The following is a 23,915-nucleotide window of genomic DNA, read 5'->3' as shown; positions in this document are numbered from 1 at the left end:
CCTTGACCACGACATTACTGCCGTGCTAAGCAGGTGCTCAGCAGATTCTCGAAATCGGGCGGCGGTACCGCATGCCGCCGGACATCACCGGTAAACCCAGCCCAGGGAGACACAATCCGATGAGCAACTACGACTCGATCGACTTCTTCACCGATCAGTCTCTGGTCCCAGATCCGCACCCCTATTTCGACTACCTACGCAGCCAAAACCCGGTGCTGCGGTTGCCGCACTATGGGGTCGTCGCGATCACCGGCTACGCGGAAGCCACCGAGATCTACAAGGACCCGGAAACGTTCTCCAACATCGTCGCGCTGGGCGGGCCGTTCCCCCCGCTGCCGTTCCAGACCGACGGCGGCGACATCAGCGCCCTGATCAACGAGCACCGCAGCTACTTTCCGATGAACGAGCACATGGTCACCATGGACCCCCCGGACCACACCAAGGCCCGCTCGGTGCTCAGCAAGCTGTTGACCCCGAGCCGGCTGAAGCAGAACGAGGAGTTCATGTGGCGGCTGGCCGACCGCCAGCTTGACGAGTTCCTGCACAACGGCGAGTGCGAGTTCATCGCCGAATACTCCAAGCCGTTCGCCACGTTGGTGATCGCCGACCTGCTCGGCGTCCCCGAGGACGACCACAAGGAGTTCCGCGTCGTCTTGGGCGCCGACCGGCCCGAGGCACGGGTGGGTGCCCTGGACCACGAGTCGGTCGGCATCAACCCGCTCGAGTGGCTCGACGAGAAGTTCTGCAACTACATCGAAGCCCGGCGGCACGAGCCACGCGGCGACGTACTGACTTTCCTGGCGGAAGCGAAGTATCCGGACGGTTCCACCCCCGAGGTGATCGACGTGGTCCGTTCGGCCACGTTCCTTTTCGCCGCCGGCCAGGAGACCACGGCCAAATTGCTGAGCGCCGCCCTGCAAGCCCTGGGCGACCGGCCCGAGATACAGCAACAGATTCGCGACGACCGGAGCCTGATTCCCGGGTTCATCGAAGAATCACTGCGCATGGAGAGCCCGGTCAAAAGCGACTCACGATTGGTCGTGCGGGACACCAACATCGGTGGTGTCGACCTACCCGCCGGGACCGTGGTGATGGTCCTGCCGGGGGCGGCGAATCGCGATCCACGCCGGTTCGAGAACCCGCACGAGTTCGATGTCCGCCGCAAGAACGTTCGCGAGCACATGGCGTTTGCCCGCGGGGTGCACTCCTGCCCCGGTGGACCGCTCGCGCGCGTGGAGGGCCGCGTCTCCATCGAACGCATCCTGGACCGGATGCCGCACATCGAGATCAACGAAGCCCACCACGGGCCGGCCTCCGAGCGTCGTTACACCTACGAGCCGACCTATATCTTGCGGGGTTTGAGCGAGCTGCATCTGTCGTTCACAACCGCGGATGCGGTCGCACCCGTGGGCTGACCGCTTGCGGGCTCGGACTAGCGGATCTGCATTCCGACGAAATAGCAGCTGAGCATCGCGACGGCCATCACCACCACCCAGGCGTCGGTTAGCCGGCAGAGCAGAGCCGGAGCGCTTCGCACCTCCATGAACTCTCGAAAGATGATGCGCACCTTGATAAGTGCAATCACGATGACCATCGACGTCACCACCGCACTGGATTTCATCGACCCGTCGACCGAGTGGTCTATCCACAAATAAGCCAACGTCAGTGCGGCCAGGATGACCCAGACCAACAACAGGCTCTTGTTGAATTTCACTGCTCACCTCACCACGTACAACAGCGCAAAGATGAGCACCCATAGGAAATCGACGGTGTGCCAATACGTTGCGGCGGTTTCGACAAGTTCCTGGGAGCGCCGCGCCGGACTTCGGAGTTGGTACACGATGATGCCGAGGACGACGAAGCCTATCAGCAGGTGAACGAAGTGGATCCCGGTCAGGAAGAAGTAGTAGGTGAAGAAGTCATTGCTGTCGAACCCGTTGCCCGTGTGGACCAGCCGCGCCCACTCAAACACCTTGAAGAACAGGAACACCGCGGCGAATCCGGCCGTGATGAAGACGTCCCGCAGCGCCGCCCGGTAGGCGCCGGCGCGGGCTGACTGGACACACCGCGCCACCGACCACGAGCTCAGCAGCAAGACTAGGGTGTTGAAGACGCCGATCCGCAGGTCCAGGTGCGCCTGGGCGTGCAAGAACAGCTCGGGATTTTGGGCTCGAAAGAACAGATAGAAGCCGAAATACCCCGTGAATACCAGTGTTTCGAACAAAACGAAGGCCCACATGTCCGGTTGCCCCGGCACAGCCCTGGCTCGTTTGGTCTTTTCGGTAAGGTCCGTCATTGCGCCACAGCCTTTTTGCGCGGCGGGTCCGGCAGCGGCCCGGTGCCGAAGTCTTCGCGGCGGATCATCTGAAACAGCATGACAACAAACGTGACTTGGTAGATGCCGAACACGACCATGTCCAGCCACCATGCAATCTCACCGTCCCAGGCAAATACACCACGCCGGAAGATCCAGCAGGGCGCCACCACGACCTCGGTCAGCGCGTTGCATAGGTTGAGATAGCCGAACCACTTTGGGAACACTCGATTCTTGTCGAGCAAAATCGCGACCATCCAGATCAGCGAACCGATCAGAAAGACCCCCATGGTTCCGTCGAAGGACAAGAAGGCGAAGTCGTAAAGCCAACCGATCAATTCGGGGTTGCGCTCTGGTCGCAGCGTCCCGACGATCAGCGCGATGTTGAGCAGCAGCATGCCGGGAACCGCACTGAGCGAGTAAATGATCAGATACGAATACCCGAATGCACGGCTCACCGACATGCGCCGCATCGAATACGCGATCAGGGCATTGTTGGTCGCGATGATGCCGCTGATCGCAAAGATGACGCCGAAACCAAGGGGTATCCCGAGGTGGCGCTCTTGGAACCAGTGCACCTGCGTCACGAGGTCCCAGGTGGGCTCCGGCGGCGGCTGGACTTGCGCGACGATGAAGAACACCGGAAAGAAAAGGTTGTAGAACACCAGAAGCGCCCACCACGCCAACCAGAGTTCACGCTTGGGGTTGTGCCGCAGGTGCCAGCCGATTCGCCGATGCAGCGGGCCCGAAGGCGGCGTGGCCGGGGACGTCGGCGGCGTCATCACCGCGCTCATAAGTCGGCCAATTCGTCTGGGCGCCCGGGATTCTCGGCACGCTCGCGATAAACGACCCGCCCCAACACAACGCCCATCACGATGATCCAGACGCCGATCGCAACATTCTTCACCCAGAACGACAGGAAGCCGTCCCACGCCAGCGGACCGGTCAAGGACACGCCGACAAACGCCGCGGGCACCAACGCGGCCGCCACGAGAAGGTTGAAGCGAGCCACCCAACGGCTGAATATCGGCTGCGGCTGGTCATCGAAATAGATTGCCACGGCAAGGATCACACTTTGCCCGATCAGAAACGGGACCAGGATGGTGAAGGTGATCCAGCCGAAATCGTTGAGCAGCTGGGTCAGCTCGGGACTGCGCTCCGGACGGAACGCCGCCAGCAGCCAGCACACGTTGGCGACCAGGAACAGGGTCGGACCGCCGGCCACGCAACCCAGCATCGCGTAGGAGAAGATCGGCGTCCGATGTGCCATCCGCCGGATCTGCAGCACGATCAGGGCCAAGATCGGAATCAGGCATACGCCGAACCAATTGAACACGATCATGCTGTACCGGATCTCCGGGATGTGCGCCGGATCGGAAAAGAACGCGGCAACCTGCTCCGCCGGCATCGACGGTGACATCGGCGGATTGAAGCCCGGAAACAGAAGGAAGCCGGCGATCCAGAGGATCACCGTGACGGGCAACGTCCACAGCAGAATGACCTCGCCGTCGACGCGTCGCGGCGCCGTTCGTGGGGATTCCTGATCTGCGGTACCGCCCCCGCCGATGTCGGACATCGGTGACTCCCTTCAGCACGAAATCACTTGGCTACAACCGGCTCGTCACCGAAGCTAGCCGTTCGGCTAGCCTTGGTCAATAGCCATCGTCTAGTCTCGTTGCGTGGGAACAGCGCAACAGCCGGCCAGCGACGGGGAGCTGAGAGTTGTTCACTACAGCCCTGCTCGAACGCGGGTCCTCGATGCCGCGCTCGACCTATTCGCGGACCACGGTGTCAGCGGTACGTCGCTGCAGATGATCGCCGACACCGTCGGGATCACGAAAGCTGCCGTGTACCACCAATTCCGGACCAAGGACCAGATTGTTATCGCGGTCACCGAGCGCGAGCTCGGGCGGCTGCTTCCAGCGCTCGAGGAAGCCGAGGCGCACGGCAACGGCCCGCAAGCCCGGGATCTGCTGTTGGAACGCGTCGTGGAAATGGCGGTCCGCGACCGCCGGTTGGTCCGGACGCTGCAGTTCGATCCCGTCGTGGTTCGGCTGCTGGCCGAACACGCGCCGCTGCAACGCTTTATGGACCGGCTGTATCAGGCTCTGCTCAGCGATGCCGGGCTGGACGGCCGGATCGAGGCGGCGATGTTCTCCGGCGCGATCAGCACCGCGGTGATGCACCCGCTGGTCGCCGATATCGACGACGACACATTGCTCGCACGACTCACCGACATGATCCGGCGCCTGCTCGGCTTGCATCGAGAAACGCCCAAGCCATCCAGCTGAAGGAAATAACTGGGTCAGCTTCCTGACCGCGTCAATGCCCTTCGCCGCGGGGCTGGTTGGCGAGAAAACACTGCACTCGGGTAGCAGCATCGCTCGGCTTGACGCCCATACCCACTAAAATCTGAATTATTTGGGCAGAGGGAATACCAGAATCGAAATCGTTCGTAATCACGTGAACGCTCGGAAACCAAACTTCCGCACTTACCCCCGGCGGTGGGGGCTTGGTATCGCCGCCGACGCATCGAGCGTAGCCGTCGAGGCCAGACTCAGCATGCGCATACGCTGCCCCCATCAGCATGATCGGGGCGATGAGCACCATGGCAATGGCCTTGCCGACCCCCGCAACGCCATAGCTGGAACGGCCTCGACAGCTCGGGCCAGTAACCCGTTGGCCGCTGCTGAAATCAAAGTTCTGCATCGCGATCGGCTCCCTAATGTCGCCCCCGTGAAGGCTACGTGTCCGCGCGGATCCAGCTCAGTATGCCGTCGTGGGCAAAACAGATCAGGAACAGGCCATCAGGCGACTGCGCGACGTAGTTCTGGTAATTCTGGCAGCTGGCGTTTTCTTCCTTGACTCCCGCCATGGGAGGTGACCGAAACCATCGCGGCTGATATCTCCTCGGCGAACCGCAGAACATCAGCCGTCCGGGCTGCGAGCCGAAGGAGACATAACCATCCGTGACACCAAAGGCGTAGTAGGTGGTGTTGTCACACGGTGCCCCGAGGACCTGATGCGGCATGATGCCGGGTGTGCAATCGGGGTAGTCGCAGACTGTCGGCCCCGCGAAGGACGGCGCCGCCGCCAGCACACCGACGCCGAGCAACGCGGCAAATAGGGCCACGATTAATCGCACTCGATCACTTTGCCACACCTGAAAAGAAAATTCTCCTGGTTGGAGAACATCCCCTACGCACGAAAATCGGCCTGTGCCACGACCCGCGAAACGCTACTGCGCGCCGTTGCCCGACGAGCGACCATTTCCGCATGTAAGAGCCATGAAGGCAGCTGCCCGATGACGGCCTTGAGGCTCAGGCCAAAGTGATAAGCTGCCTCTCCGTGCACAATCCGGAAGGGCCCGACGCCGACGATTGTGGTGACCCGACGAATGTGAATTCCGATGAACCACAGTCGCGTTCAGGGGTCGATGCGGACGCCGCAGCGCGCACATCAGAAACGGACACACCAGACGAAGTTGTCGAGGCTGAGGCGCGCGCCGACGCGGCCAGGGCACGTGTCGTAGGGCTGCGCCGGGCTGCCGAAACCGAGGACGCGGACGACGCAGAGTCTCGAGATGCCAAGCAGCACACCGCAAAGTCGATCCGGAGACGGCTACGGTTGCCGCGTCGTCCCGGGCGTCCGCGGTGGCTCCGCCGCCCAGGGCGGAAAGCAATAGCTGTTGGTGCCGGGATCGTGGTCGCCTCGGCTTCTCTCGGCGCGAGCGGTTACATGGTGTGGCAGCACCACACCGCCGTACATAATCGGCAGCTCGCCGCGGAGTTCACCGCAGCCGCCCGCCAAGCGGTCTCGGCGCTGATGTCGATTGACCCCGATCATGCCAAGGAGAGCGTCCAGCGGATGATCGATACCTCGACAGGTGACCAGAAGAACCAGCTTTCGGTGCTGTCACTCCTGATAGTCAAGAAGGCCGAGGAGTCGAAGGTCGGCAGCAATGTCACCGTGGAAGCGGTCGCCGTCGAGTCGTTGAGCGAAAATTCTGGAGTCGTGCTCGTAGCGGTGAAAACCGCTCCCTTCGGGCCGGATAACGCCAAACCACCACCGGCCTTGTTTCGACTCAACGTCAATATGGACCGCGAGGGCGGTCAGCTTAAAATGTCGAAAGTTGATTTCCTGTCATGATTGTCGAGCGCGACTCGTCGTTGGACAGCCCCGAAGCAGCAAGCGACGGACTGGAAATTCCGCCCGGCGACGAACAAGGACATCCACCCGCTGACGAGGGATCGGCACGCTCACGCCGGTTTGCAGCGGTCCGCCGCTGGGTTCCGCCGCTGGTTGGCAAGGTGGCGTTCAATTGTCGCGACAACATTCGTCGTCGCCACTGCGATAGTCGCTGCCGGTGTGTACTTCATTCTCTACCGGCCCGATCAGCAAGTTGGCGATGCGGCGGCACACCGGGCAATCCAGGCGGCATCGGATGGCGCCGTGGCGGTGTTGTCCTATTCTTACGACCATTTAAATCGCGATTTCAACAACGCGAAATCGCATCTCACCGGCGATTTTCTGACCTACTACAACAAATTCACCGAAGGTGTCGTCGCACCGACGGCACAGCAGGGGCAATTGACAGCGACCGCTAAAGTGATTCGGGCCGCAGTCTCGGATTTGCGTCCAGATTCGGCCGTCGTGCTGGTTTTCGTCGACCAGACCACCGCAAGCGTTCGAAAGAAAGATCCCGAGAAGGCGCAGAGCGCCGTCCTGGTCACGCTGACAAAGGTCAATGGTTCCTGGCTGATCGCGAAATTCGACCCGGTCGCATGAGTGCAGTTCCAACCCGTTACCTGACGGGCCCAAGCGGTGTAACGTCATCGCTTGAGAACGCCGCAACCGATGGCGAAAAGCTGCCAGAGGCACTGTCGGATTATGCGCTTCGAGGAGTACCTGATGCGTTCAGCAAAAGCACTCACCACGGCAACCTTGGTGGCCGCCACCGTATTCGGCGGTTTGGAAACGGCCTCGCCGGCCCAAGCGACAACCAAGGAAGAGGTGGCCATCAACGGGACTTTCCGCGTCACATCCATTGGCGATTATGCCCAGAGGAATGACCAATACTTCGGCGAGCCGACGGTCTACCAAACATGGACCATCAGTTCGACGTGCGAAACATTCCAGGAATGCCACGGCACGGTGAAGAGCGACCAGGGCTGGAGCGCGCCCATATATTTGAATGATGGGGAGATGTGGAAGGTGAAACGCGAGGTGCCGAATTGGGAGCGGTGCGAAGACGGTACAGCGTTCTCCGGACAGCAGACTTTCTTTTTCTACCCAGTGAACGAGAATGGTGGATTTCAAATCGGATCGCCGACCTTGTCCGGCAAGGACAAGACGGTCGGACCGAGTGGTGCCTGCGGGCAAAACCAGTGGCTTGATATCGCGATGCCGTTGCGCCTGGATCGACTCTCCTAGTCAGGCAGTTGTAGCTTCGCGGCCTGCACCGTTTCAGGGCATGCGTCAGGTAGGAAGCATGTCCTTCCACGTCTTGGGAGCATTCGAAGTCGCGAGATCCGACTGCTGGTACAACTTCCCATCCGGACCGACATAACGACCGGTGCGCGGATCGTACTTTGCCACCACGATCGACGGCGCGGGTTTAGATGCATTGCCGCGGAACGCACTTGGCGCCGTCTGGGGCCGTGCACCATCGGCCTGATCCGGTGGTGTCGGGGCAGCGGGTGGCGGGGGTGGCGCCGGAAGCTCTCCCGGTGCAGGGACGTCGAGTGGGGCAAAAGCCGGAACGTCAGCCGACATTGGCGAAATGGGTGCCAGTCTCGGTCCCGACGGCACCGGGGGTACCGCTGCCCCAACCGCGTCCGGTGGCGGACTTGCTCCCCGCGGCCCCGCCGGTGTGCCACGCGGCACCGCCCCCGGCGGTAGCGGCGTTCCGCCGACCGGGCCGAAGATTCGGTTGTCGGCGGTAGTCCGGTCGTCGGGCGGTACACCCTGGGAGAGCAGATTCGGATCCAGTGGATAAGGACCGAGAGTGTGCTGGCGCATCGCCAGGGGCATGAACGGCTTGTCGCTGTTACAGATTTCGACGGTAGGCGCGCGCTTACCCGGGTGACCCATGCAGGGATAATTTCGCGCCCCGCGCACCGCCATTGGTGAATCCTGCGGGAGTTTGCAATACAACCCATCTGGCGTATCGATGTCGCTGAGGTCGTCCGGGGACCGCCATGTGTTGGGCGGCATGAAGCCAACCGTGCAGATCGGCGGATCATCGACCGTAAGTGCGAAGTCGCCCATCGCCTTTCCGTCGGGATGGTTTTCGCCAGTAGCGGCCAGCTCGATGGCAACCGCCGATGGCAGCAATACCAGCACCTGCTCGATCGAGGGGTGGTAAGTGACGCCGATCTGCCCGATGGTGGTCAAGTTGGCGAGCAGCACTGGCAGCGTCGGTTTGATTTGTTCGAGAAGCCCGGACGCTTCGTCCGCAGCCCCAGGCCCCTTTTCCAACACTGTACGAAAGTGGGAATCGTTGTCCACCAACACATCCGAAATCCCGGCGAAGCTACGCGCCCACGTCCGAATCGATTCGGTGGTGCGTGCTTGCGTATCCAACAGCGGCCCAGTGTCTTCGGTAAGGGCTTTGGTGCGATCGACGACGCTGTTGGAGTCGCGGGACAGTGTCTCCGAGGAATCGATCAGTGAGCCCAGGTCGTAACCGGAACCGTTGAAGCCCTGGAAAGTCTCGTCCAGCAATTGGCCAAGTTTGGTCTTCGGGATGCTGCCGACCAAGGCATTGAGCTGCTCGAGCATCGGCCCGACGGCCTGTGGAATCGTCGTGTTGCGGGCGGCGATAACCGAGCCGTCGTGCAGGTACGGTGCCGAATCGGTTTTGGGCCGTAGGTCCACATACTGTTCACCCACCGCGGAGACACTCAACACCTCCGCCGTCAGGTCTGCGGGAACCTTGGGTGAAGTGTTAAGGGAGAGTGTCGCTTTCGCTCCGGTCGGCGTCAAACCCACTGACGTGACCTTGCCGAGTTGAACACCCCGGTAGGTCACATTGGAGAATTGGTACAGGCCGCCGGTAGCCGGCAGCTCCAGCGTCACCGTCATCCGGCCGATGCCAAGCAGGGTCGGCGCTTGGATGTAGAAGATGACCATCGCGATCACGCCAAGGGTCCCGACGATCGTGAAGATCGCCAACTGGAGCCGAACGAAGCGCGTCAGCATCTATCCGCCACCTTCCGTCGGTGCCGTTGCCGGTGACTGCGTTTGACCGAGACCCGCGTCGGGTGTCGATGCCGGCCCGGGCAGGGGCCCGTACCCCGATGACGGCCCCGGCAGCGGGACCCCGTTTGGCGGCGGGGGCAACGGAAGCGCATTGGGATCGACCCACGGTGGCCTCAACGGGTTATGCAGTGGATCGAGTGTGTAATTCATGCGATACGGATCCCCGGGCTCCGGCACCGTTGGCATGTCCAGCTGGCCCCAGTGGGTCCCCAGCAGGAGTCCCTTCTTGAGTCGTGGAATCGATATGTCCAAATCGACATGCAGGTTGAAGTAGTCGCCTCGAACTGCTCGGTCGACGAAGTTCTGGGTGAACGGGAACACGAACCCCGCCGCGATCGCCATGCCGAACTCCGGCCCGACGTCGGCGAGCGCCTTGATGGCCGGCTCTAGGTTCTTGAGGTTCCTCACCAGATCGTCCTGAGCATCGTTGGCCAACCGGGTGGCGGTGTTACTGAACACGCGAAGGTGGTCCAGGGCCTCGGTCAGCCGCGGCCGCTCCTTGACCAGCACCTCGAGCGCGGGCGGAATCTTGCGCAGCGCCTCGGTGACAACGTCGCGTTGGTCGGCGAAGGTGCCGGCAAGACGATTCAGCGCCTGGATCGAGTTGACGAGGTTGTCACGCTGATCATCGAGTGTTCCGACGAACGTGTCGAGGCGAGTAATAAGATCACGCGCGGCGCCCTCATGCCCGGACAGAGCGGCGGAGAAGTTGTGGATGACCTCCCCAATCTGTCCCAGTCCCCCGCCGTTGACGACCGCGCCCAGCGACGACAGGGTCTGCTCGGTCGACGGGTAGGCGGTCGACCGGCTCAGCGGGATGGTGGCACCGGGCTGCAGCCGTCCGCTGCCCTGCTGGCCGAGCGGTGTATTGAGCTCCACATGCATCGAGCCCAACAGGCTGGTCTGACCGACGCTGGCTACCACGTTGGCCGGAACGACGACATCGCGCTTGACCGAGATCTCGACGTCGGCGTGCCAGCCTTGCACCCGCATCGTGCCGACACTGCCGACGACGACGTCGTCGATCATCACCGGCGAATTCGACTCCATCGTCCCGACATTCGGCAGTTCGACGTGGTAGATGTTGGCCCCCGGCCCGCGTCCGACCGCACCGGGCAGTGGCAGTGAGTTCAGCCCATGGAACGCGCATCCCGACGCCGTGAACACCACGCAACAGCCGGTTGCGAAGACCCGCCGAATCGAAACACGGGCGATCATTGCTGTGGCCCGTCTGCCGGCAGCAGCATCTCGGACGCACTCGGCGCCGGCGGTGGCGGCATCGGTGTCGACGGTGGCGGCGGCAGCGGCATCGCCGCACCCGGGATCCGCGCCGGTGGCACGGCCCCCGGTGGTCCCACCGGATCACCAGGCAGGCCGGTGTAGGCCGACACCGAGGGCGGGATCTCCGGCGGTCCGGGCTTCGGGCCCTCGCCGCCGGGTGCCAAGCGCGGTTCGGTGTAAAGGATCTTGGATGGGTCCATGGACTTCTGCAGAATAAAGTTGATCGGCAGTGGCGAGTTATTGAAGTTGAGTAGTCGCAATCCGGGACCCATAAACAGAGCGCACAGCTTGCCCGATTCGACCGCGGTGACGTTCTCGATCGCGCCGATTTGGTCGCAGCCCGGAATGGACATCAAAACCTGGCCGCCCCAGGTGGGATTCGCGAAGTTCATCAATCCGAACCCTCCCACGATGGTTCCGGTGTCCGCGTTGTAGTCGTTGAAGAAGTTGCCGAGCGCATTCGGAGCGCCGTGCAAGATGTTTTCCACCGCCATGTGGTGATCGACCAGGGTCTGCGTGACGTCGGCCAATCTGGCGATCTGCTCGCTGGTCTGGTTGCGACTGCCGGCAATGAATCGCTGCACCTCGCCGACCGCCGTCGACAGGTCGGTCAGTGCCGCGTCCAGATCGGATTTGCTGTCGTTGACCACGCTGGTGAGTGTGGCCAGTCGGTCGTTGAACTGCACGATCTGGACGTTGCTGTCACGTAGCGCGCCGACGAAGGTCTGCAGGTTTTTGATGATGTCGACGATGTTGCCGCTGCCGTTGGCGAGGATCCGCGCCACGCCTGACAATTGACCGAGTGTTTGCCGCAGCTTGTCGCCATTACCGTCGAGCGCGTTGGCGGCACTGTCGATGAAATGGCCGACGGATGTGCCCGATACTCCACTCTTGGGTCCCAAATCCGTTGCCAGCCGCATCAATTGGGTTTTGACCTCGTCCCACTCGACCGGCACCGCGGTCCGTTCGACCGGTATCACGGCGCCATCGTGCATGACCGGTCCCTTATCGCGATAGGCCGGTGAGAGCTGAACGTAGCGGGCCGCCACCAGATTCGGGGCGACCACTACCGCCTTCGCATCCGCCGGAATGGGCACGTCGCGATCGACTTTGAGGGTCATCTTGGCCTGGGTGCCCTGCGGCTGAATGGATTCGATGTTGCCGACTTTGACACCCGATACCCGCACCTCGTCATTGGGATAGATCGCGGTGGCGGTGGTGAAATAGGCCGTAATCGTCTTCTGCCCGAAGAACGCGTTGCGAACCACCACGGCCACGCCGGCAACGATCAGCACGACCAGGACAACCGCAGCTGCGGCCGCGAGCCTGCCGCGCGGCACCCGGGCGATCATTGCGACCCTCCGATCCGTCCACCCAAAGTGCAGCCAGGGCACATTGGAATAGCGTTGTACGGCCATGGGGTCAGCGACCGCGGTACCGGCGACGGGAAGCCGGGACCGCGAGAAGTATCGAAGGTGCGGAATCCCCAGAGGTAGTCGAACAACGGCTGAAAGAGTTGCGGGGCAAGGAAGTTCGGGACGAACGCCGAGTAGGCGTACATGCTCGAGATGCCCTCACCGACCGTGATCTCAAATTTTTTGAGACCTTCCAGTGATTTGGCAATGCTGTCCCGGTTCTTTTCCAGCATCGCTGTCACCGAATTAAGCTTCTCGAGAGTCGGCGCCAATGTGGCTTCGTTGTCGTGCACCAATGCGGTCAACTGCTTGGCCACAACCGACGTATTGGCCAGCAAGTCCACGATCTCTTGTCGCCGCGCCACCAGAACTTGGAGCAGCGAGCCGGAGTTGAGGATCAGCTTGTTGACCTGCTGGCTGCGTTCGGAAAGGATCCCGGTGACGTCGCCCGCACTCTTGAAGAGGTCGCCCAGGCTCTTGTTGCGACTGTTGAGAGTGCGGGACAACCGGCTGAGCGCGTCGAAGGCCGGACCCATTTGGGGTGCGAGTTGGTCGAGCGTCGCCGACAGCGTGTCCAACGACTGATTCAGCGCGGTGGTGTTGGTTCCCGCGGTGTCCGATGTCAGGTCGCTGACCGCTTCCGTCAACGAATAAGGCGAGGACGTACGCGAGAGGGGAATAAGCGTCATCGGGTGCATCGTGCCGCCACCGGCGGACTCCAACGTAAGCATCCGCTCGCCCAGCAGCGAGCCGGTGCGGATATGCGCGGTGGTCTCCGACCCGAGCAGGACGTTGCCCTTCGTCGTGAACGTCACCAGGGCATCGCCGTGCTGCAGTGCCACATCCGACACCGTGCCGACCTTCATCCCCGACACAATTACGGGGTTGCCGGCCGCGATGCCGCCGGCCTCGGAAAACAGCGCCTGGTACCTGACCATCGTCGCCCAGGAAACGAACCGATCGGGCGACAATCCGACCAGGATGACCAGCACAGCGAGGACGACCCCGATGAACCCGGCCTTTACCCGCCCACCTCCGCGATACTTAAGCATTAGGGCTCCGTGCACCTTCCCGCATCTGACCTAAAGATATTGGAGTGCACCGTCTTTCCTTGAAGATCAGTGCCGCGCAGCTCCAACTGACACAGGTAGTACGGAATCGTCGCACCGTTTGCGCCGAGTCGGACCAGCTTGCGGTAGTTCTTGGGCGCCTTTTGGATTGCGGCTTCGAGACGATCCTTGTCGCCATCGAGTATCGGCGCCAAACGATTCAACTCGGCTATGGTGCGGGACAGCGGCGGCCGCGCACTGGACAACAGGTCTGCCAGCGAGGCGGTCCCCCGGTCCAGGGCGTCAATCGCGGACCCGATGGTGTCACGGTCATTCGACAGCCCGCTGACAAGTTGCTCGAGGCGATCGATCGCGCCGGAGAAATCTTTGCCGTCCTTGGAAACCGTACCGACCACGGTGTTGAGATTGTCGATCAGTTGCTGCACGGTTTGATCGTTGTCCGCCAAGGCATTCGAAAACGACGTCGTCTTGGCGAACAGGGACTCGAGAGTCCCACCTTGCCCCTGGAAGACCTGTAACAATCCCGAGGTCAACGCGTTCACGTCGCGCGCATTCAGGCCTTGGGTGACGGGTTTCAGCCCGCCGAGCAACAGGTCGAGGTCAAGCGCCGGCTGGGTGCGGTTGACGGGAATCTGTCCACCGTCCGGCATCTTCTTGGTCGAGCCCGGACCATCGATGAGTTCCAGGTAGCGATCGCCCACCAGGTTCAGGTAGCGGACCGCCGCCCTGGTGCCCTCGGTGAGAACAACGTTGCGGTCGGCGTCGAACTTCACCACAACCTTCTTGTCCGGCTGCAGTGAAACGCTATCGACCGTGCCCACCCGGATCCCGGCGACCCGCACCGACTGACCCGGCTTGAGGCGCGACACGTCGGTGAACACTGCCGAATAGCCGGTCGTCGAACCGGTCCGGTACTGGCCGAAGATGAAGAACAAGAAGGCAGTAAGGATCGCCATCACAACCGCAAAGGCCGCAAACTTTATCAGCGTGGCGCGTGTTCTCATCCCGGTTGTCCGATCTGAGCGGGGTTGCGTGGTGGGCCTTCGATCGGCCCGTACAACAGTTGCTTGAGCAGGTCGGAGTTGAGCAACGTCTGTTGGTTTCCGTATCCCACCGGGTTCGCGCCGATATCGGTGATCAGTTGCGGCGGGTTCGTGTTGAACGGCAGCTTCGGCAGACCGACACACCGGGGGCCGCCCGTCGCCGCAACCTTGGGCAAGTTCGTCGGGTACCGATAGCGTTCGGCGCCCAACGTGAGGCTCGCCGAGATGTTGATGCTCGGTTCCGACAACGGCGCCCCGTGCCCAAGCTGGATGAGCCCGGCGAAAGCGCAAGTGAGTGCCGGGCCGTACTCGTTGAGCAGATCGGTGGTCGGCGCCAGCAGATGCATGACATCCGTCAGCGGTTGGCGGTTCGCCGACAAGACGTCGTTGCCGATGTCGGCCAAGCCGATCGCGCTGATCAGCAATGCGTCCAGGTTGTGCTGCTCGTCGACAATCGACTTGCTGATCCGAGTTGCGTTGGAGGCGGTCTTCACCAGGTTCGGTGCCGCGTCGGCATAGGCGTCGGCCACCGCAGGCAGGACCGTGAGGTCATGACGGAATGCGGGAAGGCTCGGCTCCAGCCTGGCCAGAAACGAATCCAGGTCGCTCAGGGCTTGGCCAAGCTTTGCGCCCCGCCCACTGAACGCTTGTGCCAGCGCACCGAGTGACTCGTTGAGCTTCGGCGGGTCGATCGCGCTCAGAACCGAGACCAATTGCTGGAACACCGTGTTGATTTCGACCATGACATGCTGCCCCTGCAGCGTCTGGCCACTACGTAGCCGTTGCGCCGAGGGTTGGTCGGGTTCCACCAGCAGGATCGACTTGGCACCGAACACCGTCGACGACGCGATATCGACGAGCACATTGCTGGGAATGAAGTGCATTTGCGATGGGTCCATCGCCAAGTGAATGGCCGCTTTGCCGTCAGGCAGCGGATCGATTGAGGCGACCTTGCCCACCTGCACACCGCGCATCTTGACCTTGGCGTCAGGGTTCATCACCAGGCCGGCTCGTTGCGAAATCACGGTCACCGGCACGCTTTCGGTGAAGGAGCCCTGGAACAAACAAATGGCCAACGCGAAAATCAAGCAGATGCTGATGACGGTGATCAGTCCGAGCAGGGGCGGCAGGTAATTCTGTCCGGCCGGTGGACGGGCATGGCCGGCGCGCGGGGGTCGGCCGGCTGTCGCGCCGCGACCCGCTGGCACATTCTGTGTCATTGCCTTTGCACCTCCTCTGCTAACCGGACAGGTTGAAGTTGCCGTTGGAACCGTAGATAGACAGCGAGACCAGCAGCGTCACCGACACCACGACGATGAGCGAGGTGCGCACCGCGTTACCGGTCGCGACACCGACGCCGGCCGGCCCGCCCGAAGCGAAATAGCCGTAGTACGTGTGGATCAGCAGGATGGTGAGCGCCATCAGGATGGCCTGCAGGAACGACCACAACAAGTCGATCGGGTTCAGGAAGGTGTTGAAGTAGTGCTGGTACAAACCCTGCGACTGGCCGAGCAAGAACGTCGTGGTGAACTGGCTGGCCACGAACGACAGGATTACGGCGACGCTGTACAACGGCGTGATAGCCAGCATGCCCGCCAGGATCCTGGTGCTCACTAAATAGGAAACCGGCCGAATAGCCATGCTCTCCAGCGCATCGATTTCTTCGTTGATCCGCATAGCGCCCAGCTGAGCAGTCACGCCGGCGCCGAAGGTTGCCGCCAGACCGATCCCGGCAACCACCGGTGCCGCGATACGCACGTTGATGAAGGCGGACAGAAAGCCCGTCAGCGCCTCGATGCCGATATTGCCCAGCGAGGTGTATCCCTGAATAGCCAGTGTGCCGCCCGCCGCCAGCGTCAGGAAGCCGACGATCACGACGGTCCCGCCGATCATCGCCAAAGTGCCCGCGCCCATGCTGATCTCGGCGATCAAACGAATCACCTCGTGCCGGTAACGAGTGGCCGCGAAGGGCACCCCGGCGAGGGCTCGACTGTAGAACAGGGTGTGGTCGCCGATCCGGCCCAACGAGGCGACCGGCCTCTCGAGTTGGCGGGTCAATCGCGGGTATACGCCCCTCAGCGCCATCGGCAGTCCCTACTTCGCCGTCATCTTGATGCCGATCGCGGTGACGACCACGTTGACGACGAATAGGGACATGAAGGCATAAACCACGGTTTCGTTCACCGCGTTGCCAACGGCCTTGGCGCCCCCGCCGGTGATCGACAAACCCCGATAGCAGGCGACCAACCCGGCGATGAGGCCGAAAAGGGCTGCCTTGACACATGAAATGACCACCTCGGGCACGCCGGTGAGCAAGGTGATACCCGCGGCGAACGCGCCGGGATTGACGTCTTGCACAAACACCGAAAAGACGTAGCCGCCGAGGACTCCGATAATGACAACGAGGCTGTTGAGCAGGAAGGCCACTAACCCGGAAGCCAACATGCGCGGTGTGACCAACCGCTGCACCGGGTTGATGCCCAGCACTTCCATGGCGTCGATTTCTTCGCGAATTGTTCGCGACCCCAGGTCCGCGCACATTGCCGTAGCACCCGCGCCCGCCACGATCAAAACCGTGACCAGCGGGCCGAGCTGGGTGACTGCACCGAATGCGGCACCCGCGCCGGATAGATCCGCCGCACCTAGTTCACGCAAAAGGATGTTGAGCGTGAAGCTGACGAGGACCGTAAACGGGATCGCTACCAACAGGGTGGGAGCCAGCGCCACCCGCGCGACAAACCAGGACTGGTCCAAGAATTCCCGCCACTGGAACGGCCGGACGAAGACGAACTTGACCGCGTCGGCCGACATCGCGAACAAGGCTCCGACTGCCTGCATGGGCCCCGAGATGTCCCATTTCAACTTCAACTGCGGCAATCCCGTTGTCCAGTGGTCTGGGCCCTTAGTCGCCATCGGCGTCGACCCCTTCCCAAGCTACGAGACTGGCAGTCTTGTTGTTGCGCAACGGCTGAGGTAAATTCGGCTCAGCCGACGATCTCGAGGGGATGCTGTCGATCACGAAATGCGCGGGGAGCAGTCGAAATTCAGCGTTCATGACTGGCGGCGCAGCACTTCCCTTCCTCACGCCTGTGTCTCCGTTCAGTCGCGCGAGTGGGCGCATCAAAACGAAGAGCCCGGCGTCTTGAAGCGTTCCGAGATTATGACTCATGCCGAGTCCAAGGTGGAGCAAAAACGCAGAATCGTTATTGCACAACCTGTAACCGCAGCGCGCGAACAGGAAGCGTCACTTTTGTTGGTGGGCTGAGACATTAAGGCTGCTCCGGTTCTACGTGACGGCGCCGGCCGTCTTGAGCTCGATAATGCGGTCCCAATCGAGTCCCAATTCCAGCAGGATTTCGTCGGTTTGTTCCGCGAATCCGGGTGCAGGCCCGGTTTGCGGTGCGGTGACGTCGAACTGGACGGGGTTAGCGACCAGGTCGAGTTCGCCTGCCCGGACGACATATTCGTTGGCCCGAATCTGCGAGTCATCGGCTGCCTGCAGTGTGTCCTGGACCGGGGCCCAGGGCCCGGCCAGCGTGGCAAAGCGTTCGCTCCACTCGGCTAGCGTGCGGGTTGCGATGGCCTTGGTCAAGATCTCGACGGCTTCTGCCGTGTTGGCGGTGATCTGGTCGATGGTGACGAACCGGGGATCGTCAGCCAGCTCAGGCAGGTCGACGTGGCGGCAAACGTCGGCCCAGAACTTCGTCGGCTGCATCATCACGAAGGAGATGTAGCGGCCATCCGATGTCGTGTACAGCCCTACCAACGGGTTGTTGGGTGCGCCGTGCACGCCGGGTGGCGGTGCCTCCAGTCGCTGATTCAGATGCTTGGTCAATGCGACGGTGTGCCCCATCGACCACAATCCACTGCCCAGCAACGACACGTCGACGACGGACGGCTCGCCGGAGCGTTCGCGCTTAAGCAATGCGGCCGCAATGCCTCCAGCGAGGTTGGTCCCAGAGATGGTGTCGCCGTAGGCAGGTCCCGGCGGAGCGATCATGCCGGGCATCCCCATCGGGGTGATGGTGGCGGCCGTTCCGGCCCGGCACCAGAACGCGGTCATGTCGTAGCCGCCCTTGGCCGCCTCTTCACCGCGCGGGCCGAGCGCGCTGCCCCGCGCGTAGATGATCGACGGGTTCACCGCCCTGATGTCGTCGACGTCGATGCCGAACTTCTGCCGGGCCCCGGGCAGGAAGCTGGTCAAGAACACGTCCGAGCGCCGGGCCAACTCGTAGAGGACTTCCTTGCCCTCGGGAACCGACATGTCGAGTCCGACACTGCGCTTGCCGCGGTTGGCGTGCTCGATGTTCGGATTCGGATCGCCTTCGACGCGCAACATGCCGGTCTGCCGAAGTCCACGCTGCGGGTCGCCCGTCACCGCGTGCTCGACTTTGACCACATCGGCACCCCACTCCGCCAACACGGCGCCCGCCGACGGGACGAACCCGTACATGGCGACTTCGAGAACGCGAATGCCTTCCAACGGCCTCATTTGTTGCCTCCCATCACCGGAACGGCAAACGTCTTGCGCTCCAAGAACTCTTCGAGACCGGCGACGCCCGTCTCGCGGCCAACACCGGACTGCTTGAAGCCCCCGAACGGACTATCCGCTCCGAAGTAATTGCCGCCGTTGATCGAAAACGATCCGGTCCGGATCCGGCGTGCCACAGCGAGTGCCCGATCCTGGTTGCGACTGAACACCGCACCCGCGAGTCCGTACACCGAGTTGTTTGCGATGCGCACCGCGTCGTCGTCATCGTCCAACGCGATCACGACGAGCACCGCTTGCCACCGAACCGACCATCGATCAGCAGTCGGCGGTCGAACCCGGAGCCTGCGGTTTCGGCGACGTCCGACACTGTGACCTGCGCTGGCATCCGGCTCCTCTTGTGGTGACGGTCACGAAAATTTCATTCTCTTCCCGGGCGAATCTTACATTCGAGTCTCGAGAATTCAAGAAAGTCACAGGAATGAGACAAGGGGGCTGACCGGCACCCTAAAAGCAGGGGCGATAGCGTGTGACCAGCCCCGGCCCAGGCAGCAGCGCGTTTCATCCGGATGTTGCACGCCACTTCGCCGTGAGAGTAAGGTTCTCATAATTGCGAAGGAGATTCTTTTTGACTGAGACGGCCGCATTTAGCCCAGGGGCCTCGGCGTGAAGACCGCGGTGGTCACCGGCGGCGGATCCGGAATCGGCCTAGCGGTCGCGCATCGGCTGCGCGCCGACGGCCTCGACGTCGCGACCATCGATCTCAAGCCCTCGGACGCCGAGCTATCTTTCACCGCCGACGTGACGGACAGGCCCCAGGTGGATGCCGCACTGTCGGCGATCCGCGCGCAATTGGGGCCGGTGGCGATTCTGGTCAACGCCGCGGGCCTGGACGGATTCAAGCGGTTCAGCAACATCACGTTCGAGGACTGGCAACGCGTCGTCGACGTCAACCTGCACGGGGTCTTCCACATGACTCAAGCGGTGCTGCCCGACATGGTCGAGGCGGGGTGGGGGCGAATCGTCAACATCTCGTCGTCGAGCACACATTCCGGCGCTCCCTATATGTCTCACTATGTCGCGGCCAAAACGGCGGTCAATGGGCTCACCAAATCACTGGCTCTCGAGTACGGCCCTAGCGGCATCACGGTCAATGCGGTGCCGCCCGGCTTCATCGACACCCCGATGCTGCGCAGCGCCGAGCAACGCGGCTATCTCGGCGACATCGACGAGACCATCGCCCGGACCCCGGTGCGCCGGATCGGCAAGCCCGAAGACATCGCCGCCGCCTGCGCATTCCTGATATCCGAGGAAGCCGGCTACATCACCGGGCAGATATTGGGCGTCAACGGTGGTCGAAACACCTGAGTGACGCCGTCGTCGGGACTACCGTAACGCCAGCCACACCGCAGCCCCAGGAGGAGACATCGTGAAGGTCTGGGTTGATTCAGAACGCTGCCAGGGCCACACCCTGTGCGCGATGATTGCGCCGGATTCATTCGAGCTCAGCGACATTGACGGTAGTTCGTCGGCGGTCAACGAAGTGGTCCCGGCCGACCAAGAGGACCAGGTTCGCGAGGCCGCGCAATCGTGCCCGGAGCAGGCGATCATGATCACCGACGAGACCTAAAGGGAGACAGCACGTTGAGTGTCGACGACGTCGCGAGCGATAGCAACGGTCAAAAGCCGACGTACCACTTCGACCGAAACGCGTCGGAGTATCGGTCACAGTTCAAGCAGATCACCGAGGAGATGCACGCCAAGTGTCCGATGGCGTGGTCCGAGACCTACGGTGGACACTGGGTCGCGGCAGGTAGCCACGAGGTTTTCGAGCTGGCACGCTGCCCCGTGGTCTCCAACGATCACGACATCCACAACGAACGCAGCGGCTACAAAGGGATTTCGATCCCGACTGCCAGCCGCGTCAGCGCCGTGCGCGGCGGCATCCTCGAGATGGACGAGCCCGACCACCGCACCTACCGCAACGTGTTGAACCCCTACCTGTCGCCGGCGGCGGTCAAGCGCTGGGAACCGTTTATCCACGACATCACTCGCGCCTGCCTCGACGAGAAGATCGAAGGCGGCAGCATCGACTTCGTCGACGACCTGGCCAACATCGTGCCTGCCGTTCTGACACTGGCGATGCTGGGCATTCCGCTGAAGAAGTGGAACCTCTACAGCGAGCCGGTGCACGCGGCCGTCTACACCCCCGAGCACTCCCCTGACATCGAGAAGGTCACCGCGATGCACCGGGAGATGGGCCTCGACATGGTCAACACCATGCTCGAGATTCGCGAGAACCCGCGGCCCGGCATCGTCAATGGATTGCTGCAGATGCGAATTGACGGCGAGCCCGCCCCGGATCTGGAAATTCTCGGCAACCTCGGCCTGGTCATTGGCGGGGGCTTCGACACCACCACGGCGCTGACGGCCCACACACTGGAATGGCTTTCGGAACATCCCGACGAGCGCGAGCGGCTGTCTGAGAATCGCGACGCCCTGCTCGACCCGGCGACCGAAGAATTCCTGCGTTATTTCACCCCGGCCGCCGGCGACGGCAGGACCTTTGCCGAAGACGTTGAACTCGACGGCAATCAGTTCAAAGAGGGTGAGCGGCTGTGGATTTCGTGGGCCATGGCCAACCGCGACCCAGCACTGTTCGCCGACCCGGACGATATTGTCCTTGACCGTAAAGGCAACCGGCACTTCAGCTTTGGCCTCGGATTGCATCGGTGCAAAGGGTCGAATGTGGCGCGTACGGTGTTCAAGTCGATGGTGACGGCGGTTCTCGATCGGATGCCCGACTACCGCTGCGACTCCGAAGGCACCGTCCACTACGAGACCATCGGCGTGATCCAGGGCATGCGCAAACTTCCGGCCACCTTCACCCCCGGCCCCAAGTTCGGGGCGGGACTCGACGAGACGCTCGAGAAGTTGCAACGCATCTGCGACGAGCAGCAGCTGGCTCTGCCCGTCACCGAGCGCACGGAAATCGCCGTCATCGACTAGGAGGGCTGGACGAACCGGCTGTCGAGTGCTCCAATTTTTCCGAGTAGCTCTGTTCAGCACGGCTGCCCTCTATATTCAGGCCCAAGCGCGTGCAGAGATGGGAGACGCACAGGTGAAGACTTTCGCAGTAAGCTTCGCGCTGGCAATGGCCGCGCTGACCGTCACGCCGACGGCCCACGCGGACATGATCATCGCCAATTACCGGGTGGTAACAGACCGGGATCCCGGCCACATGTGGGTCTGGGCCCTCGGCACGTGCACTCCCAAAGCGCCGGGATGCCTGACCATTCAAGGGGTGCCGCAACCCAACGGGCAAGCAGCACCCTGGAAGTCGGACGCGCACCTGTCGAACGGTCGCTACACCATGGTCGTCGATGTGCCCGACGGTGTGCGCTGCACGGTCCAGTTCTTTCCCTCGCACGACGTTTACTCGTGGGATGCGGTAACGCTGGCGGGTGAGGTCGTCTCCACATTCGACACGGGCTGTGGTGGCGGACCGGGGGGCAGTAACACCTATCCGTTCCAGCTCGTGCGATGGTAGCCGCGTGAGACGTAGACGAGCCAGTCGCTCATGAGGGCGACGGGGAGTAAGGACGATGGCTGAGGCGAAGAAGCCGCCGCAAGATGCCAAATCAAAAGCCGACACCTTGGCGTTGATCGCGGAGGCCGAGGCGGAGGCCGCCGAAGCCGAAGCGCTGGCTGCCGCGGCGCGCGCCCGCGCCCGGGCCGCACGGCTCCGGCGTGAAGTGCAGGCCCAAGAAGAGACCGAGGCAGAGGCTGAGACAGAGGCTGAAACCGAAGAAGCCCCGGCCGACGAAGCCTCGGATGAAGACGCAACCGACACCGACACCGATGAGGACGTAAGTGCCGCCGACGAGGCGGAGACCGAAGAAAAAGAAGAAGATGTCTCCGACGAAACGCCTGAAGATACAGAATCGGAATCCAAACCGGCCCGCTCCGGGCGACGTCTGCGATGGCCATCACTGTCGGTGACGTGGAAAGCGGCCGTCATCATCCTCATCTGCGCCTTCGTCGGGGCCAGTGGATACATGGTGTGGCAGCGTCACGAGATCACCGAGCGAAACCAGCGCGTCGCGAACTTCATCGCGGGGGCCAGACAAGGTGTCGTCAACATGACTTCCTTGGATTTCAATAGGGCCAAGGAGGACGTGCAGCGGGTGATCGACAGCTCGACCGGCCAGTTCAGGGACGATTTCGCGCAGCGCGCAAAGGATTTCACGACCGTCGTCGAACAGTCCAAAGTGGTCACTGTCGGAACCGTGAATGCTGCGGCCGTGCAATCCATCGACGGAAACTCCGCGTTGGTGCTCGTCGCGGCGACTTCGCGGATCACCAACGCCGCGGGCGCCAAAGACGAACCACGCAGATGGCGGCTCCGGGTGACCGTCACAGACGACGGCGGGCAATACAAGATGTCCAAAGTGGACTTCATTCCATGAGCGAGGACAACGGCAGCATCGACGACACCGAAGACTCTTCCGACCAAACAGAACGCAGTGAACGTAGCGAACCACCCGCGCGACGCAAGGTGAAAGTCGTTCCCGTTATTCTGATTTCGCTGCTGCTGATTTCCGGTGGTGCGGCGGCGTGGCTGTACTTCAAGGAGTACCGGCCCGACAAACAAACCGACGCCAGCGTCGCGAGCGCAGTCGTCAGTTCGGCGTCCGACGGAACGGTCGCGTTGCTGTCCTACTCCCCCGACTCACTCGACAAAGACTTCGCGGCCGCCAAGTCTCACCTGTCCGGGGACTTCTTGTCGTACTACAACCAATTCACCGAACAGATCGTGGCTCCGGCGGCCAAACAGAAGTCACTGAAAACCAGTGCTCGGGTGTTGGGGGCCGCGGTTCAGGAACTGCATCCGGATTCGGCCGTCGTGCTGGTGTTGGTCGACCAGAGCACCACCAGCAAGGACAACCCCGACCCCTCGATGGCCTCCAGCAGCGTGCTGGTGAGCTTGACCCGAGTCAACGGCAACTGGCTGATCACCAAATTCGAGCCGGTCTAGCA

The 23,915-nt window shown here is 62.2% G+C and carries 25 protein-coding genes and 2 pseudogenes; 11 read left to right on the top strand and 16 right to left on the bottom strand.

The features are described 5' to 3' along the window. Positions 1-119 precede the first annotated feature (119 nt). Positions 120-1,415 carry a cytochrome P450 gene (locus DB708_RS23185; RefSeq protein WP_108925817.1) on the top strand — a complete coding sequence of 432 codons (1,296 nt, stop codon included), beginning with the start codon at positions 120-122 and terminating at the stop codon, positions 1,413-1,415. A 17-nt stretch (positions 1,416-1,432) separates the two neighbouring features. On the opposite strand, the gene DB708_RS23180 is transcribed toward DB708_RS23185, so the two are convergent. From DB708_RS23180 to DB708_RS23165, 4 genes are read right to left on the bottom strand one after another with little or no spacing between them, the layout of a single operon-like run. Continuing rightward, positions 1,433-1,714, bottom strand: a complete 282-nt coding sequence (locus DB708_RS23180) for a cytochrome C oxidase subunit IV family protein (protein ID WP_108925816.1) — start codon at positions 1,712-1,714, stop codon at positions 1,433-1,435. Positions 1,715-1,717: 3 nt separating this feature from the next. Then, positions 1,718-2,296, bottom strand: coding sequence for a cytochrome c oxidase subunit 3 family protein (locus DB708_RS23175; RefSeq protein ID WP_108925815.1), 579 nt, complete (start codon positions 2,294-2,296; stop codon positions 1,718-1,720). Next, entirely contained in the window at positions 2,293-3,108 is an 816-nt protein-coding gene (locus DB708_RS23170; RefSeq protein ID WP_108925814.1) for a hypothetical protein, read from the bottom strand. The genes DB708_RS23175 and DB708_RS23170 overlap by 4 nt, the downstream gene beginning before the upstream one ends. Continuing rightward, positions 3,105-3,890: a hypothetical protein gene (locus DB708_RS23165; protein ID WP_108925813.1), complete on the bottom strand. Its 786-nt coding sequence runs from the start codon at positions 3,888-3,890 to the stop codon at positions 3,105-3,107. Before DB708_RS23165 ends, DB708_RS23170 begins: the two co-directional genes overlap by 4 nt. 103 nt (positions 3,891-3,993) lie before the next feature. Between DB708_RS23165 and DB708_RS23160 the strand changes: the two genes are divergently transcribed. After that, the gene (locus DB708_RS23160; protein WP_108925812.1) at positions 3,994-4,605 is read left to right on the top strand and encodes a TetR/AcrR family transcriptional regulator; all 612 of its coding nucleotides are present in this window, start codon (positions 3,994-3,996) and stop codon (positions 4,603-4,605) included. 31 nt (positions 4,606-4,636) lie between these two features. Here DB708_RS23160 and DB708_RS23155 read toward each other — a convergent pair whose 3' ends face one another. Together DB708_RS23155 and DB708_RS23150 are read right to left on the bottom strand one after the other, a co-directional pair. Continuing rightward, the gene (locus DB708_RS23155) at positions 4,637-4,924 is read right to left on the bottom strand and encodes a hypothetical protein (protein WP_108925869.1); all 288 of its coding nucleotides are present in this window, start codon (positions 4,922-4,924) and stop codon (positions 4,637-4,639) included. A 133-nt stretch (positions 4,925-5,057) separates the two neighbouring features. Next, a complete protein-coding gene (locus tag DB708_RS23150) occupies positions 5,058-5,447 on the bottom strand; it encodes a hypothetical protein (RefSeq protein ID WP_108925811.1) in 390 nt (129 codons plus the stop codon). Between the two features lie 215 nt (positions 5,448-5,662). On the opposite strand from DB708_RS23150, the gene DB708_RS23145 reads away from it, so the two are divergent. From DB708_RS23145 to DB708_RS23135, 3 genes and pseudogenes are all read left to right on the top strand, one after another. Continuing rightward, positions 5,663-6,463, top strand: coding sequence for a hypothetical protein (locus DB708_RS23145; protein ID WP_108925810.1), 801 nt, complete (start codon positions 5,663-5,665; stop codon positions 6,461-6,463). After that, positions 6,460-7,102, top strand: a pseudogene (locus DB708_RS23140) (hypothetical protein). The gene DB708_RS23145 and the pseudogene DB708_RS23140 overlap by 4 nt, the downstream one beginning before the upstream one ends. A gap of 123 nt (positions 7,103-7,225) precedes the next feature. Next, the gene (locus DB708_RS23135; RefSeq protein WP_108925868.1) at positions 7,226-7,747 is read left to right on the top strand and encodes an Rv2253/PknI dimerization domain-containing protein; all 522 of its coding nucleotides are present in this window, start codon (positions 7,226-7,228) and stop codon (positions 7,745-7,747) included. Between the two features lie 45 nt (positions 7,748-7,792). Here DB708_RS23135 and DB708_RS23130 read toward each other — a convergent pair whose 3' ends face one another. From DB708_RS23130 to DB708_RS23085, 10 genes and pseudogenes are all read right to left on the bottom strand, one after another. Beyond that, a complete protein-coding gene (locus DB708_RS23130) occupies positions 7,793-9,517 on the bottom strand; it encodes an MCE family protein (protein WP_108925809.1) in 1,725 nt (574 codons plus the stop codon). Further along, a complete protein-coding gene (locus DB708_RS23125) occupies positions 9,518-10,795 on the bottom strand; it encodes an MCE family protein (RefSeq protein ID WP_108925808.1) in 1,278 nt (425 codons plus the stop codon). Then, the gene (locus DB708_RS23120) at positions 10,792-12,210 is read right to left on the bottom strand and encodes an MCE family protein (RefSeq protein WP_108925807.1); all 1,419 of its coding nucleotides are present in this window, start codon (positions 12,208-12,210) and stop codon (positions 10,792-10,794) included. Before DB708_RS23120 ends, DB708_RS23125 begins: the two co-directional genes overlap by 4 nt. Continuing rightward, positions 12,207-13,325, bottom strand: a complete 1,119-nt coding sequence (locus DB708_RS23115) for an MCE family protein (protein WP_108925806.1) — start codon at positions 13,323-13,325, stop codon at positions 12,207-12,209. The genes DB708_RS23120 and DB708_RS23115 overlap by 4 nt, the downstream gene beginning before the upstream one ends. Continuing rightward, positions 13,325-14,347 (bottom strand): MCE family protein, encoded by a 1,023-nt coding sequence (locus DB708_RS23110; protein WP_108925805.1) that lies wholly within the window; start codon positions 14,345-14,347, stop codon positions 13,325-13,327. Before DB708_RS23110 ends, DB708_RS23115 begins: the two co-directional genes overlap by 1 nt. Further along, the gene (locus tag DB708_RS23105; protein WP_108925804.1) at positions 14,344-15,606 is read right to left on the bottom strand and encodes an MCE family protein; all 1,263 of its coding nucleotides are present in this window, start codon (positions 15,604-15,606) and stop codon (positions 14,344-14,346) included. The genes DB708_RS23110 and DB708_RS23105 overlap by 4 nt, the downstream gene beginning before the upstream one ends. 19 nt (positions 15,607-15,625) lie before the next feature. Beyond that, positions 15,626-16,471 carry an ABC transporter permease gene (locus DB708_RS23100; RefSeq protein WP_108925803.1) on the bottom strand — a complete coding sequence of 282 codons (846 nt, stop codon included), beginning with the start codon at positions 16,469-16,471 and terminating at the stop codon, positions 15,626-15,628. Positions 16,472-16,480: 9 nt separating this feature from the next. Then, complete coding sequence (locus tag DB708_RS23095; RefSeq protein WP_108925802.1) at positions 16,481-17,299, bottom strand: MlaE family ABC transporter permease; 819 nt, start codon at positions 17,297-17,299, stop codon at positions 16,481-16,483. Between the two features lie 373 nt (positions 17,300-17,672). Next, positions 17,673-18,878, bottom strand: coding sequence for a CaiB/BaiF CoA transferase family protein (locus DB708_RS23090; protein ID WP_108925801.1), 1,206 nt, complete (start codon positions 18,876-18,878; stop codon positions 17,673-17,675). Further along, positions 18,875-19,168 (bottom strand): annotated as a pseudogene (locus DB708_RS23085) (aldehyde dehydrogenase family protein); the annotation flags it as partial. The pseudogene DB708_RS23085 and the gene DB708_RS23090, both read right to left, overlap by 4 nt. Before the next feature lie 373 nt (positions 19,169-19,541). On the opposite strand from DB708_RS23085, the gene DB708_RS23080 reads away from it, so the two are divergent. The 6 genes from DB708_RS23080 (at position 19,542) to DB708_RS23055 (ending at position 23,913) form a co-directional block, all read left to right on the top strand. After that, positions 19,542-20,243: an SDR family NAD(P)-dependent oxidoreductase gene (locus tag DB708_RS23080; RefSeq protein WP_108925800.1), complete on the top strand. Its 702-nt coding sequence runs from the start codon at positions 19,542-19,544 to the stop codon at positions 20,241-20,243. A 61-nt stretch (positions 20,244-20,304) separates the two neighbouring features. Beyond that, the gene (locus tag DB708_RS23075; protein ID WP_108925799.1) at positions 20,305-20,505 is read left to right on the top strand and encodes a ferredoxin; all 201 of its coding nucleotides are present in this window, start codon (positions 20,305-20,307) and stop codon (positions 20,503-20,505) included. A gap of 14 nt (positions 20,506-20,519) precedes the next feature. Beyond that, positions 20,520-21,884, top strand: a complete 1,365-nt coding sequence (locus DB708_RS23070) for a cytochrome P450 (RefSeq protein WP_108925798.1) — start codon at positions 20,520-20,522, stop codon at positions 21,882-21,884. A 97-nt stretch (positions 21,885-21,981) separates the two neighbouring features. Continuing rightward, the gene (locus DB708_RS23065) at positions 21,982-22,425 is read left to right on the top strand and encodes a hypothetical protein (RefSeq protein WP_201263598.1); all 444 of its coding nucleotides are present in this window, start codon (positions 21,982-21,984) and stop codon (positions 22,423-22,425) included. A 55-nt stretch (positions 22,426-22,480) separates the two neighbouring features. Beyond that, positions 22,481-23,344, top strand: coding sequence for a hypothetical protein (locus DB708_RS23060; protein ID WP_108925797.1), 864 nt, complete (start codon positions 22,481-22,483; stop codon positions 23,342-23,344). Then, on the top strand, positions 23,341-23,913 hold the full coding sequence (locus DB708_RS23055) for a hypothetical protein (protein ID WP_108925796.1): 573 nt from the start codon (positions 23,341-23,343) through the stop codon (positions 23,911-23,913). The genes DB708_RS23060 and DB708_RS23055 overlap by 4 nt, the downstream gene beginning before the upstream one ends. Positions 23,914-23,915 lie beyond the last annotated feature (2 nt).

It is taken from the genome of Mycobacterium montefiorense, assembly GCF_003112775.1.
Classification (GTDB): domain Bacteria; phylum Actinomycetota; class Actinomycetes; order Mycobacteriales; family Mycobacteriaceae; genus Mycobacterium; species Mycobacterium montefiorense.
The sequence above is the reverse complement of the archived record's forward strand: the minus strand, read 5'-3'. Positions and strand labels throughout refer to the sequence as shown.

What these genes read in the sequence shown, in the direction of transcription:
- DB708_RS23185 (WP_108925817.1), top strand. Translation starts at nt 120, where the DNA reads ATGAGCAACTACGACTCGATCGACTTCTTCACCGATCAGTCTCTGGTC.
- DB708_RS23115 (WP_108925806.1), bottom strand. Translation starts at nt 13,325, where the DNA reads ATGCTTAAGTATCGCGGAGGTGGGCGGGTAAAGGCCGGGTTCATCGGG.
- DB708_RS23155 (WP_108925869.1), bottom strand. Translation starts at nt 4,924, where the DNA reads ATGGTGCTCATCGCCCCGATCATGCTGATGGGGGCAGCGTATGCGCAT.
- DB708_RS23120 (WP_108925807.1), bottom strand. Translation starts at nt 12,210, where the DNA reads ATGATCGCCCGGGTGCCGCGCGGCAGGCTCGCGGCCGCAGCTGCGGTT.
- DB708_RS23105 (WP_108925804.1), bottom strand. Translation starts at nt 15,606, where the DNA reads ATGACACAGAATGTGCCAGCGGGTCGCGGCGCGACAGCCGGCCGACCC.
- DB708_RS23055 (WP_108925796.1), top strand. Translation starts at nt 23,341, where the DNA reads ATGAGCGAGGACAACGGCAGCATCGACGACACCGAAGACTCTTCCGAC.
- DB708_RS23090 (WP_108925801.1), bottom strand. Translation starts at nt 18,878, where the DNA reads ATGAGGCCGTTGGAAGGCATTCGCGTTCTCGAAGTCGCCATGTACGGG.
- DB708_RS23060 (WP_108925797.1), top strand. Translation starts at nt 22,481, where the DNA reads ATGGCTGAGGCGAAGAAGCCGCCGCAAGATGCCAAATCAAAAGCCGAC.
- DB708_RS23110 (WP_108925805.1), bottom strand. Translation starts at nt 14,347, where the DNA reads ATGAGAACACGCGCCACGCTGATAAAGTTTGCGGCCTTTGCGGTTGTG.
- DB708_RS23175 (WP_108925815.1), bottom strand. Translation starts at nt 2,296, where the DNA reads ATGACGGACCTTACCGAAAAGACCAAACGAGCCAGGGCTGTGCCGGGG.
- DB708_RS23170 (WP_108925814.1), bottom strand. Translation starts at nt 3,108, where the DNA reads ATGAGCGCGGTGATGACGCCGCCGACGTCCCCGGCCACGCCGCCTTCG.
- DB708_RS23125 (WP_108925808.1), bottom strand. Translation starts at nt 10,795, where the DNA reads ATGATCGCCCGTGTTTCGATTCGGCGGGTCTTCGCAACCGGCTGTTGC.
- DB708_RS23065 (WP_201263598.1), top strand. Translation starts at nt 21,982, where the DNA reads ATGGGAGACGCACAGGTGAAGACTTTCGCAGTAAGCTTCGCGCTGGCA.
- DB708_RS23130 (WP_108925809.1), bottom strand. Translation starts at nt 9,517, where the DNA reads ATGCTGACGCGCTTCGTTCGGCTCCAGTTGGCGATCTTCACGATCGTC.
- DB708_RS23165 (WP_108925813.1), bottom strand. Translation starts at nt 3,890, where the DNA reads ATGTCCGACATCGGCGGGGGCGGTACCGCAGATCAGGAATCCCCACGA.
- DB708_RS23100 (WP_108925803.1), bottom strand. Translation starts at nt 16,471, where the DNA reads ATGGCGCTGAGGGGCGTATACCCGCGATTGACCCGCCAACTCGAGAGG.
- DB708_RS23135 (WP_108925868.1), top strand. Translation starts at nt 7,226, where the DNA reads ATGCGTTCAGCAAAAGCACTCACCACGGCAACCTTGGTGGCCGCCACC.
- DB708_RS23095 (WP_108925802.1), bottom strand. Translation starts at nt 17,299, where the DNA reads ATGGCGACTAAGGGCCCAGACCACTGGACAACGGGATTGCCGCAGTTG.